At 45.5% G+C, this 17,293-nt stretch carries 12 protein-coding genes; 5 read left to right on the top strand and 7 right to left on the bottom strand.

Annotated features, from left to right (window positions below; genetic code table 11):
• Nucleotides 1–17: 17 nt before the first annotated feature.
• On the top strand, nucleotides 18–1,172 hold the full coding sequence (locus tag ABDW33_RS15180; protein ID WP_343690921.1) for an NAD(P)/FAD-dependent oxidoreductase: 1,155 nt from the start codon (nucleotides 18–20) through the stop codon (nucleotides 1,170–1,172).
• A 207-nt stretch (nucleotides 1,173–1,379) separates the two neighbouring features.
• Here the strand turns inward: ABDW33_RS15180 and ABDW33_RS15175 are convergent, their stop codons facing one another.
• The 6 genes from ABDW33_RS15175 to ABDW33_RS15150 form a co-directional block, all read right to left on the bottom strand.
• Complete coding sequence (locus ABDW33_RS15175) at nucleotides 1,380–2,576, bottom strand: TlpA disulfide reductase family protein (RefSeq protein ID WP_343690920.1); 1,197 nt, start codon at nucleotides 2,574–2,576, stop codon at nucleotides 1,380–1,382.
• 20 nt (nucleotides 2,577–2,596) lie between these two features.
• Nucleotides 2,597–4,003: a RagB/SusD family nutrient uptake outer membrane protein gene (locus ABDW33_RS15170; protein WP_343690919.1), complete on the bottom strand. Its 1,407-nt coding sequence runs from the start codon at nucleotides 4,001–4,003 to the stop codon at nucleotides 2,597–2,599.
• A gap of 15 nt (nucleotides 4,004–4,018) precedes the next feature.
• Nucleotides 4,019–7,447 carry a TonB-dependent receptor gene (locus tag ABDW33_RS15165; protein WP_343690918.1) on the bottom strand — a complete coding sequence of 1,143 codons (3,429 nt, stop codon included), beginning with the start codon at nucleotides 7,445–7,447 and terminating at the stop codon, nucleotides 4,019–4,021.
• Between the two features lie 219 nt (nucleotides 7,448–7,666).
• Nucleotides 7,667–8,782 (bottom strand): FecR domain-containing protein, encoded by a 1,116-nt coding sequence (locus ABDW33_RS15160; RefSeq protein WP_343690917.1) that lies wholly within the window; start codon nucleotides 8,780–8,782, stop codon nucleotides 7,667–7,669.
• An 83-nt stretch (nucleotides 8,783–8,865) separates the two neighbouring features.
• The gene (locus tag ABDW33_RS15155; RefSeq protein WP_343690916.1) at nucleotides 8,866–9,426 is read right to left on the bottom strand and encodes a sigma-70 family RNA polymerase sigma factor; all 561 of its coding nucleotides are present in this window, start codon (nucleotides 9,424–9,426) and stop codon (nucleotides 8,866–8,868) included.
• Nucleotides 9,427–10,026: 600 nt separating this feature from the next.
• Complete coding sequence (locus ABDW33_RS15150; protein WP_343690915.1) at nucleotides 10,027–10,734, bottom strand: Crp/Fnr family transcriptional regulator; 708 nt, start codon at nucleotides 10,732–10,734, stop codon at nucleotides 10,027–10,029.
• Nucleotides 10,735–10,843: 109 nt separating this feature from the next.
• On the opposite strand from ABDW33_RS15150, the gene ABDW33_RS15145 reads away from it, so the two are divergent.
• The 4 genes from ABDW33_RS15145 (at nucleotide 10,844) to ABDW33_RS15130 (ending at nucleotide 15,654) form a co-directional block, all read left to right on the top strand.
• Entirely contained in the window at nucleotides 10,844–11,446 is a 603-nt protein-coding gene (locus ABDW33_RS15145) for a methyltransferase domain-containing protein (protein ID WP_343690914.1), read from the top strand.
• 1 nt (nucleotide 11,447) lies between these two features.
• Nucleotides 11,448–12,152: a YoaK family protein gene (locus tag ABDW33_RS15140; RefSeq protein WP_343690913.1), complete on the top strand. Its 705-nt coding sequence runs from the start codon at nucleotides 11,448–11,450 to the stop codon at nucleotides 12,150–12,152.
• 93 nt (nucleotides 12,153–12,245) lie between these two features.
• Complete coding sequence (locus ABDW33_RS15135) at nucleotides 12,246–14,543, top strand: glycoside hydrolase family 3 N-terminal domain-containing protein (RefSeq protein ID WP_343690912.1); 2,298 nt, start codon at nucleotides 12,246–12,248, stop codon at nucleotides 14,541–14,543.
• A gap of 274 nt (nucleotides 14,544–14,817) precedes the next feature.
• A complete protein-coding gene (locus ABDW33_RS15130) occupies nucleotides 14,818–15,654 on the top strand; it encodes a glutaminyl-peptide cyclotransferase (RefSeq protein WP_343690911.1) in 837 nt (278 codons plus the stop codon).
• A 91-nt stretch (nucleotides 15,655–15,745) separates the two neighbouring features.
• Here the strand turns inward: ABDW33_RS15130 and ABDW33_RS15125 are convergent, their stop codons facing one another.
• Nucleotides 15,746–17,284, bottom strand: coding sequence for a SusD/RagB family nutrient-binding outer membrane lipoprotein (locus tag ABDW33_RS15125; RefSeq protein WP_343690910.1), 1,539 nt, complete (start codon nucleotides 17,282–17,284; stop codon nucleotides 15,746–15,748).
• Between the last annotated feature and the right edge of the window lie 9 nt (nucleotides 17,285–17,293).

The raw sequence follows: 17,293 nt of genomic DNA, 5'->3' as shown, positions 1-17,293 counted from the left end.
GAAATTAATACAGGCAAATGAAGCACTTATTAGAAAATAAAAAGATTGCAATTATAGGCGGTGGACCGGGAGGATTAACACTTGCCAGATTCCTGCAAATGGAAGGAGCCGATGTAAAAGTATATGAAAGAGACGCCAGCAAAGCTTCACGTGTGCAGGGCGCAATCGTGGATCTTCATTTCGAATCCGGGCTGAAAGTGATAGAAAAAGCGGGACTCATGGAAGCATTCAAGGTAAACTATCTTCAGGGGGCCGATAAATATCGCGTATTTGACAAAGATGGGAATATGCACCTGGACGAACATGACAGGGAGAACAATGAACACTTCGGCGATGAACGTTTCAGACCTGAAATAAATAGAGGCTCTTTAAGGAATATATTGCTGGACGCACTTCACCCGGACACTGTAGTATGGGACAGGCATTTTGTATCCATGGTTCCAGACGGCGATGGTTGGTTAATACATTTTAAAAATGGTACAAGCGCTAACGCTGATCTTGTCGTAGGGTGTGATGGCGCGCGTTCAAAAGTCCGGGCTTATGTTACAGATATTCAGCCGTTGTATGCTGGTTTTACTATTATACAAGGAGAGATTGACCACCCGGCCACAGCTTGTCCGGAGATTTTTAAACTGGTGGCCAATGGCAACCTGATTGTGTTAAGTGATGGGAAAAGTATTATCGCACAACCACGTGGAGACGGCGGACTTACCTTTTATGCAGGTGGCAGGTACCCTGAAAACTGGGGTAAGCATTTTACAGGCAATGAAGCAATATATAACTTCCTGCATACATATTATAGCGGTTGGAATGAGCAATTCCTAAAGTTCTTTAAAGCCACAGATCAACTCGTGATCCGCCCCCTGAACTATTTTCCTTTAGATCAGGATTGGAAAGCACGTTCGAATATTACTATTATCGGTGATGCTGCCCATTTAATGCCACCATCGGGCGAAGGGGTTAATACAGCCATGCTGGATGCAATGGATTTAAGTGAGTACCTGGCTAACAAAGAATACAGCCATATACAAAGCGCCATTGCGGCTTTTGAACAGCATATGCGTGCAAGAAGCAGGCGCCTGACACAGGAGGCGCTGGAGGACAATGAAGTAATGTACGGGGAGCATGCACTGGAGACGCTACTAAAACGGCTCAATGGAAATGGAAATTAGAAGTCGGGGAGGACATCTCATTCATAACTTGAGACGTCCTCTCCTCTTCATTACAGCTTCTTTAATATAACGTCGCGTGCGTTTACAGCTGTTTCCCTATTCGTAGCGGCTGCGGAAAATCCATCCATTTCTCCTGATAAGTAACCATGTCCCCGATATATCGCCGGCAAAAACCGGTGCTAGCGATACCAAAGGCCCTGGTTATAATCAGTTAAATATTTTAGCCAGTTCTTTATCCATTGCTTCATCGTTCTCACCGCCACCGCCATAGCGGCCCACTATTACACCGTTCGGGTCAATTAATATCTTGGTAGGCAATGTATGAATACCATAATAGTCGCTGAGATCATCCGGATTGGGCTTATTTGCCATACGCTTGTCCATATCAAGCCCGCGTAATACATGTTTCCAGATACCAATACCATCCTTATCTACCGCTTTCTTCCAGGCATCCGGACTCCTGTCATCATCAGATACACCAATAATCTCCAGTCCTTTATCCTTGTACAATGCATACAATGATTTTAAATGAGGATTACCCTTTCTGCAGGGGCCACACCAGCTGGCCCAGAAATCGAGCAGCACATACTTCCCTTTAAAATCAGATAAACTCAACGTATGGTTATTGATATCAGTTTTTGTAAACTCATGTGCCTTACTTCCCGGAGAGCCCATCTTCAGTTGGTCCAGATCATTTTTTATCTCTTTTCCATTTTCACTTTGCTGCAGTGCGGGCGGCATTTTTGCATAATATTTCTCTCCCTCCGCTAGTGGGATACCAGCAATTCTATAACGTAATATCTCAGCTGTAACATAGGAAGCCGGATGTTTATCGGCAAACTGAAAGTCGATCTTCTCCAGCTCCTCATAATAAGGTTCCATTTTATCTTTTAAAGCATTCAGACTATCACTGAGAGGGGCCAGTTCTTCCTCTGTTTTCTTTGCACGACGCAAGGCGATATATCTATTATTCATCTTCTCATATTCAGCCGAGATAGGTTTTAATTTCTCAAGGATAGGGCGATAGGCTGCATTCAGCGTATCCTGGTCAAGCTGAGTTGCAGAGCCGGTTAATTTCGCTTCATCCAGATGTGCTATATTACCCGTCAGTTTCATTACTCCGGGTTCTATGTAAATTGATGCCCGCTCACTCATATTACTCATCACCTTATTTTTATCTACATACAGCATCGCCTTCACAGGTTCTTTTATCGTACCCTTAAAAGTAAAACTACCATTATGTGAACGGGTACTATCTGTACGATAACTGCTGCCCCTGGAATAACTCATATATACAAACCGGTCAGTTAAGCCGCTGATCTTGCCCTGCAAGGTATATGGCTTTTGAGCCATGAGGGTGGTAACCAATAAAAGCGCAGGTGTCAGCGCATAGATTCTTTTCATGTACTGATATTTTGTTGTGATTATTTCTGATAGCCTTTATTCTGTTCGCCAAACAAAGGATTTTGCAGGAATTCATTGTGGGGCACTGGAAAGATATACTGTAATTTATCTTTGATAAGTGGCCTTAATTGTTGTACAGTTGCAAATGGCAAACGCAATAAAGCCATCCACTCCTGCCCATCTTCCCCTGTCAGACTCTTTGCTGTTTCATAATAAACCTGCAATAACAGGTCATCTGTGGTCACTGCGTTGTCTACTGCCGTATAATCTGTGATCCCAGCATGTTGCATCACCGTCTTCAATAATGTTACAGCAGCCTGTCTGTCGCCGCCTGCGCGCAATATCGCTTCTGCGCCAAGCAGGTAAACTTCTGTGAGCCGGAATGCATATGCTGTTTCAGAAATGGTCGTTGCCTTTGTTCCTTCTGCGATGTATTTCAGGAAATAATAGGTCCCCGGTAAATACGCATTTTCACTGCCTATCAGCCATCCCTGTCGCGGATCACCTGCCAGCAGATCCTTCAGAGCCTGCTTTGCCACAAATAATGCAGATGCACCAGGATAATATTGTGAACTCAAATTGTAATAATACGATGACTGGTTCTGCTGTGGCTGGATACCTAAGATCACCTCCTTACTGGCCAGACCTTTTGAATAAAAAAGATCCTTTACATTTGCTTCCAGCTGGTAAGGACTTCCTGTAATAATCTCATTTGCCAACGTTGCTGCATCGGCATAATCTCCGTAACTCATCAGTATCCGCAGTTTTAATGCTTTCGCTGCCCACTTACTCACGTAATAATTCGCCATTTCAGCAGCCGCATTCGCCTCAGCATAATTGATATCTTCCATTATCAGGTCATAACTTTCCTGCACGGTACTACGCGCCTTCAGGACATTACTGGTGGTTACAAAATCAGTTCGCAGCAATGCTCCATAAGCACTACTTTTATCGTACCATTCTCCATACAGACTTAACAACTTAAAATGTCCATATGCGCGCATAAAGCGTGCTTCGGCCAGGATTTCCTGTTTACGGTTATTTGTAAAAGCGTTATCCGACAATGCCCCCACCCCCTTAATCACTCCATTTGCAGCATTGATCAGGTTGTACAACTGCGTCCATGGCAACGAGGTATAACCCGAACCGGCATTGTCATTTTCTTCTGCCCCATCTGCACCATAACCGTAACCAAGAAATCCTGCACACATGCCCGGCAGTACTTCATGATCACGCCAGGTCGTCGTATTGGAACCGGCATCCACATTTGCGAAACGATAGTACACGCCATTGAGTGCAATTTCTGAAGTATGCTGATCAAGAATAGTATTTCCTTCCACCTTCGCATTATCCGGCAGTTTGCCTAACTCTTTATTACAACTGGTAACGGTGAGGAAAAGTATAAATAGTAAGACGATCTTCTTCATAATAAAAGTATTTAATTAAAAGCCAACTCTAAGTCCTGCATTATATTGTTTCACTGTAGGATAAGTAGCTACATCACTGCTACTATTTATAAGGCTATAGGGATTATTACTCACCTCCGGATCGGGTCCTGGATACTTCGTGATAGTAAACAAATTGCTGCCTGATATATAAGCAGAGGCGGTGGTAAGGTGAAGCGATTTTGCAATAGCCACAGGCAAATTGTAACTCAGTGTCACAGACTTAAGTTTGAGATAGGAGGCATCATACACATTATTACTGGCCGTATAAGCGATGTTATTTTGCCCCAGCAGGAGTCGGGGCCTGTTGCTGTTAGGATTCTCCGGCGTCCATCGGTCCAGGATCCGCACTCCTTTATTCGTACGCCCGCTGACATATTCGTTTTGAATATCGGCCAGATAAAGCATATCGCCGCCATAAGAGAACGTGAGGAGGGTGATCAGACTGAAATTCTTATAGTTGAATGTGTTCGTGAAACCGCCGTAGAACTTAGGCTGCGCATGCCCGATTACATCCTGTGCAAAATAACCATCTGCACCCAGCTTATACATAGGGTCCCCAATACCTAAATAGCGCGCAAAGTATTGTGCATATACAAAATCACGTTTGTAATCATCCAGCTCCTTCTGCGTACGGATAATGCCGGCAAATTGTTTACCATAGATCAGACCCAGTGGCTGGTTTTTGCGAACAATGCCATTACCCAGGTTATACTGGGCATCCTGTGGGTTGTCATTGGGATTTGTAAAATCGGTAGCAATATCTTTCACCAATGAGCGGTTCGCGGAAATATTGATCGCACTCGTCCACTGAAAGTTCTTACTACGAACGATATCGGCGCGAAGATCGAACTCCAGGCCACGGTTACGGATCGTAGCCAGGTTGGTGATCACACTGCCGTAACCGGCACTGGGTGGCAGGCTGGTGGTGAGTAGTAAACCGGTCGTGAGTTTTTCATAATAACCCAGTACACCTCGTAAACGTGAATTAAACAATGCAAAATCAATTCCCAGGTCTTTCTGCAATGTAGATTCCCAGCGTATCTTATCATTTCCCAGTTGCGTCGGTACCAGGGCATTAGTCCCTGCGTAAGAAGCTGGAGTATACAGCGTATAATACATATAATCACCGAAGTTCTGTGTACCTGTAGTCCCTGCACTTGCTCTCAGTTTCAATTCGCTTAACCAGCTGATACCTTTCATAAATTTCTCCTCTGACATACGCCAGGCAATACCCCCGGATGGGAAATACCCGACCCGGTTATGGGAAGGAAATTTGGAAGATGCATCAGAACGGCCGGTGAATGTAAAAAGGTATTTTTCTTTGATGGCGTAGTTGGCCCTGAGATAAAAACTCAGAAGACTATTTTGCCCTGACACACCAGTAGAAGGCAATGTTACCGCAGCCGAAGACAGGTTATTCAGGTACTTATCATCCGGAAAACCTTGTCCGCTGGCAGAAAATGAATTGTAGCGATACCGCTGCCAGGAGGTACCCGCCAGCATATTAATGCGGTGATATGCATTAAATTGCTTATCCCATGTCAGGGTGTTCTCATAAAATGCATTCACATCCTCTGTCTGACTCTGCGACGCAGTCCCTCCATTAGAAGTACCTACACCATTGGGAGACGCTATCACTGCTGTACTGGGTACATAGTTAAGCTGATGATAATTGTTATAATTGACAGATACAATGCTCCTGAATTTAAGGGAAGGCAGGATATAATATTCCCCGGAAAGCGATCCTAATAAAGAGGCTGTTTTAGCCTCATTTTTCCCATCCAGCAGTACCAATGGGTTCTGATATCCCTCATAGTCAGCACCCCCGATATCTGAGGCTAAAAACTGGTGAACAGTACCATCTGTATTATACGCAGGTAAAGTCGGCGGCGCATATAAGGCCTGGGCATACATCCCATTGGTAATATTGTTCTTTGTAAATCCGTAATCCAGATTGGTGAGCACCCGGAATTTACTGGTTATCTCATTGTCCAGGCTTATTTTCCCTGAAATACGGGAGAAATCAGTCCCCCTGATAGTTCCTCCCTGTTTAAGATAAGCAAGGGAAGTATAATACCGGGAGCCACTACCGCCACCTCTTACCGCAATATCTGCATTTTGCAGGACGCCGGTCCTTAATACTTTACTTAACCAATCGGTATTAGCCGTACCCAGAAAATCAGGATTATTCAAAATACTGTTCGCCGTGGCATTTCCCGCCAGTCCCTGCAGCGCCCGGGCATCATTCAGGTTCTTTGCTGCTTCCTTCATAATCATACGGTACTGATCTGCATTCAGCAGTTTCTCCCTGATGGGATGGCTGGCTCCCATGTAATAGTTCGCTTCAAGTACAGGCTTCTGGTTCAGCTTTCCTTTCTTGGTAGTGATAATCACCACACCATTCGCTGCCTTCGAACCATAGATCGCTGTAGCAGAAGCATCTTTTAGAATATCTATCGATTCAATATCATTGATATTTAACCCCGCCAGGCTGTTCAATCCACGGGCAAAAGAGCCGCCAACCGATGAATTAGGATCATCACTCCCAAATCGTTCTACAGGATTCACCACCTCTGCCTGATTCTGAATGTACCGGTTCTGAATGGTAACCTGCACACCATCGATGATATACAGCGGATCATTCCCTCCAATCAGAGAAGTTCCACCACGGATCCTGATCTTCGCTACCCCACCCGGCGAACCATCCGCCTGTGTAACCTGCACACCTGCTGCTTTGCCGCTCAATGCCTGGTCTACGCTTGCAAAAGGAACGTTCTCAATTTCTTTCACATCTACCGAAGCCACTGATCCTGTCAGGTCTTTTCTCTTCACACTGCCATACCCCACCACTACATATTGTTCCAGTTCCCCTGCTTTCACTTTCAAGGTCACTTTTACCGGGCCACTCCCATTCACCACGAAAGTCTGGGTTTCAAAACCTACGCCACTGATGATGAGTACACTTTTATCCATCGTATCACGCAACATAAAATACCCGCTCTGGTTCGTAACCGTTCCGTTCTTACTACCTCTTATACGCACAGAAATTCCCGGTAATGGCGTCCCTTTTTCATCCGTCACTGTTCCTGAAACGTCTGACAAGGGAGTTTCAACCACTGTGTTATTTTTAGTGTTCTCTACAGAAATAACAACAGTATTGCCCTGTATAGCATATACCAATGGCTTCCGGAGCAACTGCTTCAACGCATCATTGATGGGCATATTGTTGAATTGAACAGATACGGGAGCAATACCCGAAAGCTCTTTGGACCTGTAAAAAAACACATAGCCTGTTTGTTCTTTAATAATGCCTAACACCTTTGGCAGCGGCATGTCTTTGCAGGAAAGCGTCACTTGTTGTGACAATGCTTTGGCACTGATCTGAAAGACAAAAACGGTAAGCAAAACAACTGTAAGTTTCATAATATGCCTGATTTTGGTTGGTTGTGCAGGGACCCGCTTCAAGGTTGCCGGCTTTACGGCACACGACGATTCCATGCAATGTGGCATGAATTGCATACATCTGATTGATTTGGTTGAGAATACTGATTAATTAGGGATTAACATGGTTGTCCCGCCTGATAATTTTATCAGTCAATGACATCAATAGATAATAATTATGTTACGTTGGTGGTAGGTATGTTATCGTGACGTTACAACTAAATTCCTGCCCTCTTTTTTGAAATTCATATGTATTCTGGTTGTTTCCATGAGTGTGGCCAGTTGGTCAATGGTGAGTGCTCTCGACAAATCACCTGTAAATGTACCTTCCGGTATCCCATCCGGATAAACTATTTCAACATCATACCACCTGACCAGTTCACGCATTACCATAGCTATGTCTGCGTCTTTGAATGAGAAAAGCCCATTCTTCCAGGCAATAGCAGCAGCTACATCTGCATGCTGCTTTATATCCGTTGTATTGGCTGTTACGATCGCCTGTTCACCAGGTGATAGCTGTTGTCCATTCACCAGCACTGCCCCCTGTATCAAGGTAGTGGTTGCCTTGTTTTCATCCTCATAGGCATTCACATTAAAACGCGTGCCTAACACACGAATGTCCGTATTTCCTGCCTTCACGGTAAACGGTCGGTCTGCCACCGCAGCCACTTCAAAGTAGGCTTCTCCCGTGACACTCACGTTCCGCTCCTTACCACTGAATGCTGTAGGGAAGCGGATAGAAGAGGCCGCATTTAACCATACGATTGTACCATCAGGCAATACAAGTTTGAACTGTCCCCCTCTGGGTGTTCTCAGTGTATTATAATGTATGATACCTGGCGCATCACTACCTTGCTGCTGGTAAGACAACATAGCAAGTGATTGCATGACCTGGGTATTACCCTGCTGCGACAAGATTCCCGTATTGGAAGTATCCAGCGGGAGCGCCTGGCCGTCATCGAGAATGAGTGTAGGCACCTTAACCTGCGCAATCACCTGCTTTTCAGAAGAGCTCTTTGTTTTTGTATACAACCACCCTCCACCTATCGTGCACACCAATATCAAACTGGCTGCCACCTGCACACTCCTTCTACGCAGGAAATGGATGCTACGGGTGGCCCCAATCCGATTGGTTGCCGTTAACCGCCGAAGCATACGTGCTTCCAATGCCTCTTCTGTTTCGTCCTGTTCTGCCAGCAGATAAGCAGTCAGTTCCTCCTCGTTATATGTATTGTACCACTGCAATAGCGCTGCCTTTTCAGCTTCACTCGCCGTTCCGGACAAATACTTTCGGGACAGGACAACTAGTTGATTCATTTCCATGCTTGCGGATTACGTTTACAGGTATATATTATAAGTACGTGGATAATATTCCAACCCTACCTGCACTAAAAAAAAATTCAGGGTAGTATCGAGAACAGGTGGAGATAGTGTCTCAGCTGCACACGCAGCCGCTGTAATGCTTTGGTAATATGTTTTTCCACAGCCTTCTCGGAGATATGTAACTGGTGAGCGATTTCTTTATTGGACAGGCCTTTGTTCCTGCTGTAGTCAAATACCAGCCGGCATTTTTCGGGTAATGCCTTTAGCTCTTCCTGCATAGATTGTTGCAGGAACCTTACAGCTGTAGTATCATCTGTATCGGATAGCATGCTCTCCAGAAGGCTATCCGCCTCCACTGTCAATTTGCTTTTTGACAATTGTCGGAAAGCGGCATAACGGGTAGCAACCGTGAGGTACGGTTCCAGTGCATCGATAATAGTATTGGCACGACGCTGCCAGAGTCCGGAAAAGACATCCTGCACTACATCTTCCGCCATTTCGCGGAAGCGAAGCCGGTGGAGAGCCAGCGTAAACAACCGCTTCCAGTAGCGGGAATAGATTTCGGTAAAGGCATTCGGATCGTCCTGCCTTAATAACAGCACCAGCTCACTGTCACCATATAGCTTGTAATCAGACATAGGACCCAATCAGATTTATCTCGTGAACAAGAAATATAAAGTTGGCGGCCATTATATGATTCGAAATATACAATACTTTTATTTCTTTTTATAGAGAATCCGTGTGTCTGATCAGTTCATTTTCTTTCCATATTTATTTAATGCAGCTTCATACGCAGTGATCGTATCATTCATGATTGCACGTGGCCCCATTTGCCCTTGCTGAAGACGCCTATCGTCTCTTTGCAGGAACCATCCCAGGGGCCCCTGCAGTCAGACACTACAGATGCCCGGAGCTATAGTCGCTTAAAGACGTACCGTTCTGTCATATTGCGTATTGAATGGATGGAGGTCTTTCTCTAATACAAAGCGTAGACCGGCATAGGTTGGAACAAGGAGTAAAAGGATGAGTTGGTAGCATGACATACTGGTTGGTTTTTGATTTCATAATAAAGTACCGAAAGCAACCAGTACCCCTACCCCGGGGGAAATAAAAACACTTCACTTTTTTGAACCGGGCTAACAATATGTATATTACTCAGGAAATGACTATTCAACGAGACATCCGCATGCCATATTCTCAATGATCTCAAACTGATGACCGAATATGCAGCCAGTTCGTCACTGATAATTCGCCATCTGCACCAACGCCTTCACATCATGGATAATAATCTTTCTCCCCTGCGTGCCTACAATCCCCTCATCCTTCAGCTCTTTCAGTATCCTTACCACATTTTCCTCCGTTGTCGCTGTCATACTTGCCAGGTCCTTCCGGGAAATATTAATAGACACATCATTCGTATCCTGCTCCGACACTTTATATTTTTCTCTCAATACGATCAAAGATATCGCCAACCGCTCTCTCACCGAATGCTTTGCCACAATCGACAGACTGTTTGCCAGCACGCTATATTCATAGCTGAGCGCGCTCAATAAATGTTTTGACAAATTGGGTGCCCACTCCATCGCCGACAGGAACACCTCTCTGGGTATAAATGCAATCCTGCTGTCCTCCAGCGCAGCAGCAGAGTCAGGATACGTATCCCCGGCCAGCACGGGATGGTACCCAATCAATTCTCCTTCATTGGCTACATAAATAATATGCTCATTCCCGTTTCTATCCTGCTTGTATTTTTTTACTTTCCCCTGCTTGATGTAATAAATACCAAACGCCGGGTTATTCTCCCTGAAAATGATCTGCCCCTTTTTATATACCTGCTCTACCATATCCGATAACAGCCTGTCCATCTCTTCGGCAGATAAACTCTCCATTATTGACCTGGAGCGAAAAATCCACTTATCTATCGGAAATATCCCCTTTAAACTCATAAAAGTTAATTTTTATCAACTTTCAAATTGACAACTTGCATAGTTACAGCCCTGCAAAGTTGGTACCTTTGCAAGCTAAGTAAAGGTACAATTTATTATAGGACAGCGCATGATAATCAATACAACTAAGGAAGAGATCTTTTCTACAGATAAACAATTCGATCAACTATATCCCCTTCAAATCCGACGCATATCCTACCTGCACTGGACGCCTATAGAGATTGCCCGACAGGCTGCTGCTTTTTTGGGTGCCACACCCGGAGCGAGTATTCTCGATATCGGCGCCGGGGTAGGTAAATTCTGCCTGAACGCTGGCTATTATGTACCCGATTGTCATTTCTATGGTATAGAACAAAGAAGCAGGCTGGTCGCTATCGCAACCCAGGTGCAACAGGAACTCGGTATCACCAATGCTTCTTTCATACATGGCGACTTTACCCAACTCGATTTCTCTGCCTTCGACCATTTCTATTTCTACAACCCCTTCTATGAAAACCTTGTAGACGAAAGTTTGCATATAGACGACACCATCGCCCATTCTGAAAGTTTATACGAATATTACGCAGGATACCTCTACAACCTACTGGATACAAGGCCTGCAGGTACACGCATCGCTACCTATCAGAGTTCGCATACAAGAATTCCGGCCTCTTATCAAATGGTGAAGTGTGATGTAGACACATTGTTTAGTTGCTGGATCAAAATAGAATAAGATGTTCAGACACCGGGGACCAAAAAGAAGCTTTCAACAAAATATCCGATTAGCAGTACTACTCTGTTTAACCGCCGGATTTGTCAATGCATCCGGCTTCCTCGGCTTCTTCGTGCTGACCACCAATATTACCGGGCATGCCGCCTTACTGGCAGTAAAACTTACTGAAGGAGATCTTCGGGCTGTAAGAATGGTGGCCCTATGGCTGGTACTCTTCCTGTCTGGTGCATTCTGTTCCAGCCTTTACCTGGCCAAGACAGGTGCATATACCGTTCCTATTATGATAGAGATCATAATCCTCTGCGCCGTCGGATATTTTGGCCACACCTTCGATAAAAGTGTCGTTAAGACAGAATACTTTGCCGGTAGCCTGCTTTTTGCGATGGGTATGCAAAACGCTTTAGTATCTGTCATCTCGGGTTCTGTAGTGAGAACGACTCACCTTACCGGCATGTTTACAGACCTGGGCATTGACCTCGCCGCAGCCTACATGAAAGCACCCCGGGTGCAAAAAAAGATCGTCCTCAGGGTCACCATCATCCTGTTCTTCCTCCTCGGCGGCATCATAGGTGGCTTTGCATTCATAAAACTCCGTTATCATTGCTTCTATATCGCCGGAGGTATACTGGTGATCGCTATGTGTTACGACTTCTTCCGGGTCAATCTGATGCTCTTTAAAAAACGGTTCCTGACACATTTCCCTTGAAAATTCAGAAAATATCTTTATCATTGCTTCAGCATGAGGCATTAACACCCGATGCCCGCTGGTTCTACGTTTACATGAAAAAAATCCTACTCAATGATAAAGGGAATCTTCACATTATCACTTTTACTGGGAGTGATGCCTGTACAGGGCCAGGACCATCTGACGGTTGGCAATCCTAAAGGCCCTGAACTGGGTTACAGCAGTAGTTCCGGAGTAAAGATCCTCACCGTGGGGAAACTGCACTTTAAAGACCTGAATAAAAACGGCAAACTGGATAAATACGAGGACTGGCGCCTGCCGGTAGACGTGCGGGCCAAAGATCTCGTTGCACAAATGACAATCGACCAGATGGCAGGACTCATGTTGTACAGTCTTCACCAGTCCATCCCCGCTCATGAATCGGGCTTCGCGAGCGGTACCTATAATGGTCAGCCGTTCAGTAAGAGTGGAGCCGCTCCTTCGGCTATCAGCGACCAGCAGAAACAGTTCCTGAAAAATGATCACCTGCGGCACATCCTCATTACGACAGTAGAGAATCCCGCAGTAGCAGCTGCATGGAACAACAATGTACAGGCGTATGCCGAAGGATTACCATTAGGTATTCCGGCCAACAATAGCTCCGATCCCCGGCACGTCGCACAGCCCAATGCAGAATTTAATGCAGGTGCCGGCGGCGCCATCTCCCAATGGCCGGATGGCCTCGGACTGGCAGCCACCTTTGATCCCGGTATCGTACAGCAATTCGGTAGCATCGCCGCCAGAGAATACAGGGCTTTAGGTATCACCACTGCCTTGTCACCACAAGTCGACCTGGCGACAGAACCCCGGTGGTACCGGTTAATTTCCACCTTTGGAGAAAGTCCCGCTTTAGCTACTGATATGGCCCGGGCTTATATCGATGGCTTTCAGACGGCTACCGGCACCGACGAGATCAAAGACGGCTGGGGTTGGACGAGTGTCAATGCCATGGTAAAACACTGGCCCGGCGGAGGCCCCGAAGAAGGCGGCAGGGATGCCCACTTCGCTTATGGCAAATTTGCAGTATATCCCGGCAAGAACTTTTCCGCACACACGGATCCTTTTGTAAAAGGCGCTTTGCAGTTAAACGGCAAAACCAAAGAAGTGGCCGCAGTGATGCCTTATTACACAATCTCCTATGGCATTGACCCGGCGGGGAATAATGTAGGCAATGGATATAGCCGGTACCTGCTCACTGATCTGCTTAGAAAACAATATCACTTCGATGGCGTGATCTGCACTGACTGGCTCATCACGGCAAATGAGGGTGCCGCCCCGGATGTATTTGAAGGGAAACCATGGGGTATGGAAACAAAAACAGTGGACGAAAGGCACTACCAGGCAATAATGGCGGGTATTGACCAATTTGGCGGGAATAATGATATAAAACCCGTACTGGCAGCCTACCAAATGGGTGTAAAGGAGTACGGCGAAGCATTTATGAAAGACAGGTTCCGCCAGTCAGCGATTCGTTTGCTGAAAAATATCTTTAGGGTAGGGCTATTTGAGAACCCATACCTGGACCCTGAAAGGAGTAAGGCAATTGTTGGCAATCCTGACTATATGAAAGCCGGTTTTGATGCACAGCTGAAGTCTGTGGTCATGTTGAAGAATCATGCCAATGTACTGCCTGTAAATGGCCGGAAAACGGTTTATATTCCAAAGATCTATTACCCGATGGTAAAGAACTGGTGGGGAATCGCCACCTTACCTCATTTTGATTATCCCGTAGATACGAATACCATTAAGAAATACTACAATATCACGGACTCCCCTGATAAAGCCGATTTTGCCATCGTGTTTGTATCAAGCCCACAGAGTAGCGACAATGGTTATAGTGCAGATGACAGGAAAGCCGGCGGCAACGGATATGTGCCTATCACCCTGCAATATGGGCTGTACAAGGCGACAGATGCAAGAGCACAAAGTATTGCAGCAGGCGATCCTGTAGTAGCACCGGCGGTCAAAAACAGGTCGTACAGGGACAAGGTGGTAACTGCAGGTAACTTTATGGACTTACAGGCGATCCTGGATACCAGGTCGGTAATGAATGGAAAACCGGTGATCGTAGTGGTAAATGTGGGCAAACCAATGGTCTTTGGAGAATTTGAAAAGAAGGTAGATGGCTTGCTGGTACATTTTGGTGTATCTACCAGTGCATTGATGGAGATCATTTCAGGTAAGACGGCGCCATCAGGATTATTACCCTTACAGATGCCAAAGGATATGGCAACAGTGGAGCAACAAAATGAAGATGTACCGTATGATATGGCGTGTTATGAAGATGCGGATGGCCATCAGTACGATTTCGGATATGGACTGGATTGGAAAGGAGTGATCCACGATGCGCGAAATACAAAATATCATAAATGATAAATGGGGGACGTTAAATCCCCCTTTTTTTCTGCAATAACGATTTCCCCGAAGCCTTATATACCCATCAAGCGCCCGCACATCTACCTATACCAGCCTCCCGTCCGGCAGCAACCACCAACATTCCCTTCACAAACCGGCCCGTACAAGCAATCGGCGCTCATTATCTTTTTACAACCTGTATAGTCCCTTCCTTTTTCTCCCAGGTTCCATGTGTTGAGTGCTGTTAATTATACTATCTTACACTTCCGGGACAAATTAAAGTTTAGGATTTATGATCATGAATAGTCGATTCGTATTAGGTGTAATTGTATCCATTACGGCCATTTTCACCGCGTGTGACAACCGCTCCAGAACGCCGGCGACTACCGCTACCACGACCTTTGCCGAAGTGGGCCCCGCCTTCATGGATTATACAGTTGTCAACGTATTTCCACACGACACGTCCTCCTATACTGAAGGACTGTTAGTGCACGACAACAAACTCTTTGAAAGCACAGGTCGCGTGGGGTTCAGCAAGTTTGCCGAAATCGACCTGACCACCGGCAAACCTGTCAGGGAACATTATATCGACAAAACTGTCTTTGGGGAAGGGATCGCGATCTTTGACAACAAAATATACCAACTTACCTACCGTAGCAATAAGGTATTTGTATACGACTTCAATACCTTTAAGAAAATTGCCGAATACCCATGGCCCGGGGAAGGCTGGGCGCTGACACACGACGGTGAAAACCTCATTGCCAGCACCGGTTCTTCCAACCTGCAATTCCTGGATCCGAACACCCTTCAGGTAAAAAAGACCCTGGGTGTAACTGATCAGAATGGCCCGGCAGATAACATCAATGAGCTGGAATATGTGGACGGGTTTATTTACGCTAACCAGTTCATGACAAATAACATTCTGAAAATAGATGCAAAAACCGGCCGTGTAGTGGCAAAGGCAGACCTGACAGATATTTTCGCTCAGGGTGGCAAAGTATTCAATCCTACGCTGTTACCAGATCCCAACGAAGATGTACTGAATGGTATCGCGTATGATAGCGCCAGGGCAAGCTTCCTTGTAACCGGCAAACAATGGCCTTATTTATTTGAGATAAAGTTCAGATAAATGATCCTGTATAGAATAATCCGCAAATCCAATGAATAAGATGTCAGGCGCCTGTATCCAAAGAACGATACAGGCGCTTTTCATTTATTGCTTACTTCAATAACCACATTGCACTACCAGGGTCATCATTCCCGTTATACTGATCTGCCAGGGCCTTCGTCACATTCTTTGCGTTATAATCCAACTCCTTCTGCGGATACATCCACCTCAAGGGGAATGCAGACGCCGGTGTATTCAGGTTCGTATTTGCATTCAACGTAAATATCGGGTATCCTGTACGCCTGTTCTCATACCATGCATTAAAATCTGAGTTCTGGAAAAACCCTGCTATGTACTTCTGCGTAATAATCTGTTTGATCTGGTTATCCACCGTTCCACTCAACGCGACTGAAGCAGGGAATGCATTGATATATGCATCATCCATCACCATACCATGCGCGTAAGAATCGGGTGTATGTGCTACTAAAAAATTCATGTGACTCTTTATGCCATTCGCATAATAAGTTTGCGCATCAGTCCCAGAAATCCATCCCCGCACGGTCGCTTCTGCCAGTATAAACTGTATATCCCAATAATTCAGCAATCCCACCGGCTCCGCATTATACAACGCCTCATACCGCTTATTCACCGCACAGGTCTTTCCATTCGTTTTACTAGTCACAATTGCACCCAATTCATCTGCCGGATCAATTCCCAGATATGCATTATAATCTGACGCTGACATTCCTGCTGATAGTTGTGCCGGGGAAGGCTCTGCCATATAAAACAAACGTTTATCAGCTGATGCCTTCATCGGATCCAATAAATAACCAGACAACACCGGATAATCCAGGAAGGAATTCAGCTGTGCCGCCGTATTACTCCAGGGATAAGCATACCCGGCAGACGCGGTATAAGTAACCGCAAAATTGTCATTATAATCTCTCATCAAAGGCCTTGCTGCCACAGTCTTAAACTTATTGATCACATCCAGTTCCGCATCGCTGGTCTTCTTTGACAGATTGATTAAAACATACAACTGGAAACTATTTGCCAGCCTTCTCCATTTATCGGCTTTACCACCATAAATAAAATCACCGGAAAAATTGGCTGCATTGGTCAACAGGGAATCTGCCTGGTCCAACTCCCGTAATATACCCTTGAACACTTCTTTCTGGGTATCATACTTTGCCTGTATCACTCCTGTAGAACCCTGTATGGCTGCTGAATAAGGAATATCCCCTACCTGCATCGTCGTCTGAAAAAACTGCCACGCACGAATAAAATGCCCAAAACCATCAAACGTATTTTTCAATTCGGCAGTAGCTGCATTTTTTATCATCGGCGCTACATCTCTTAACACCAGCAACCGGCCGAAATCGACCCTCACCATTTTATTATACTGGTAATCACTCACCTTCTCGGTCCAACCAATGTATTTGCCCAAAGTGTATGGTTGGCGGAAGTTGTTATTAAACGAAATATCACCGGACGTCACGGAGGTAAGAATATTCGTAGCCAGCCACTCTGACGAAGCGGAAGTCGCCTTATCAGGGTTCGTATTAATATCGTCGAATTTTTTTGTACAGCTGCTGAAACCAATGCCAGCCGCCAGTGCCATTACAGCTATTTTAGATGTATGCTTAGTCATGATAGTATA

This window comes from Chitinophaga sp., from assembly GCF_039596155.1.
In the GTDB taxonomy this organism is placed as follows: Bacteria; Bacteroidota; Bacteroidia; order Chitinophagales; family Chitinophagaceae; genus Chitinophaga.
Note: the sequence above shows the minus strand (reverse complement) of the source record. Positions and strands in the feature narration are given on the sequence as shown.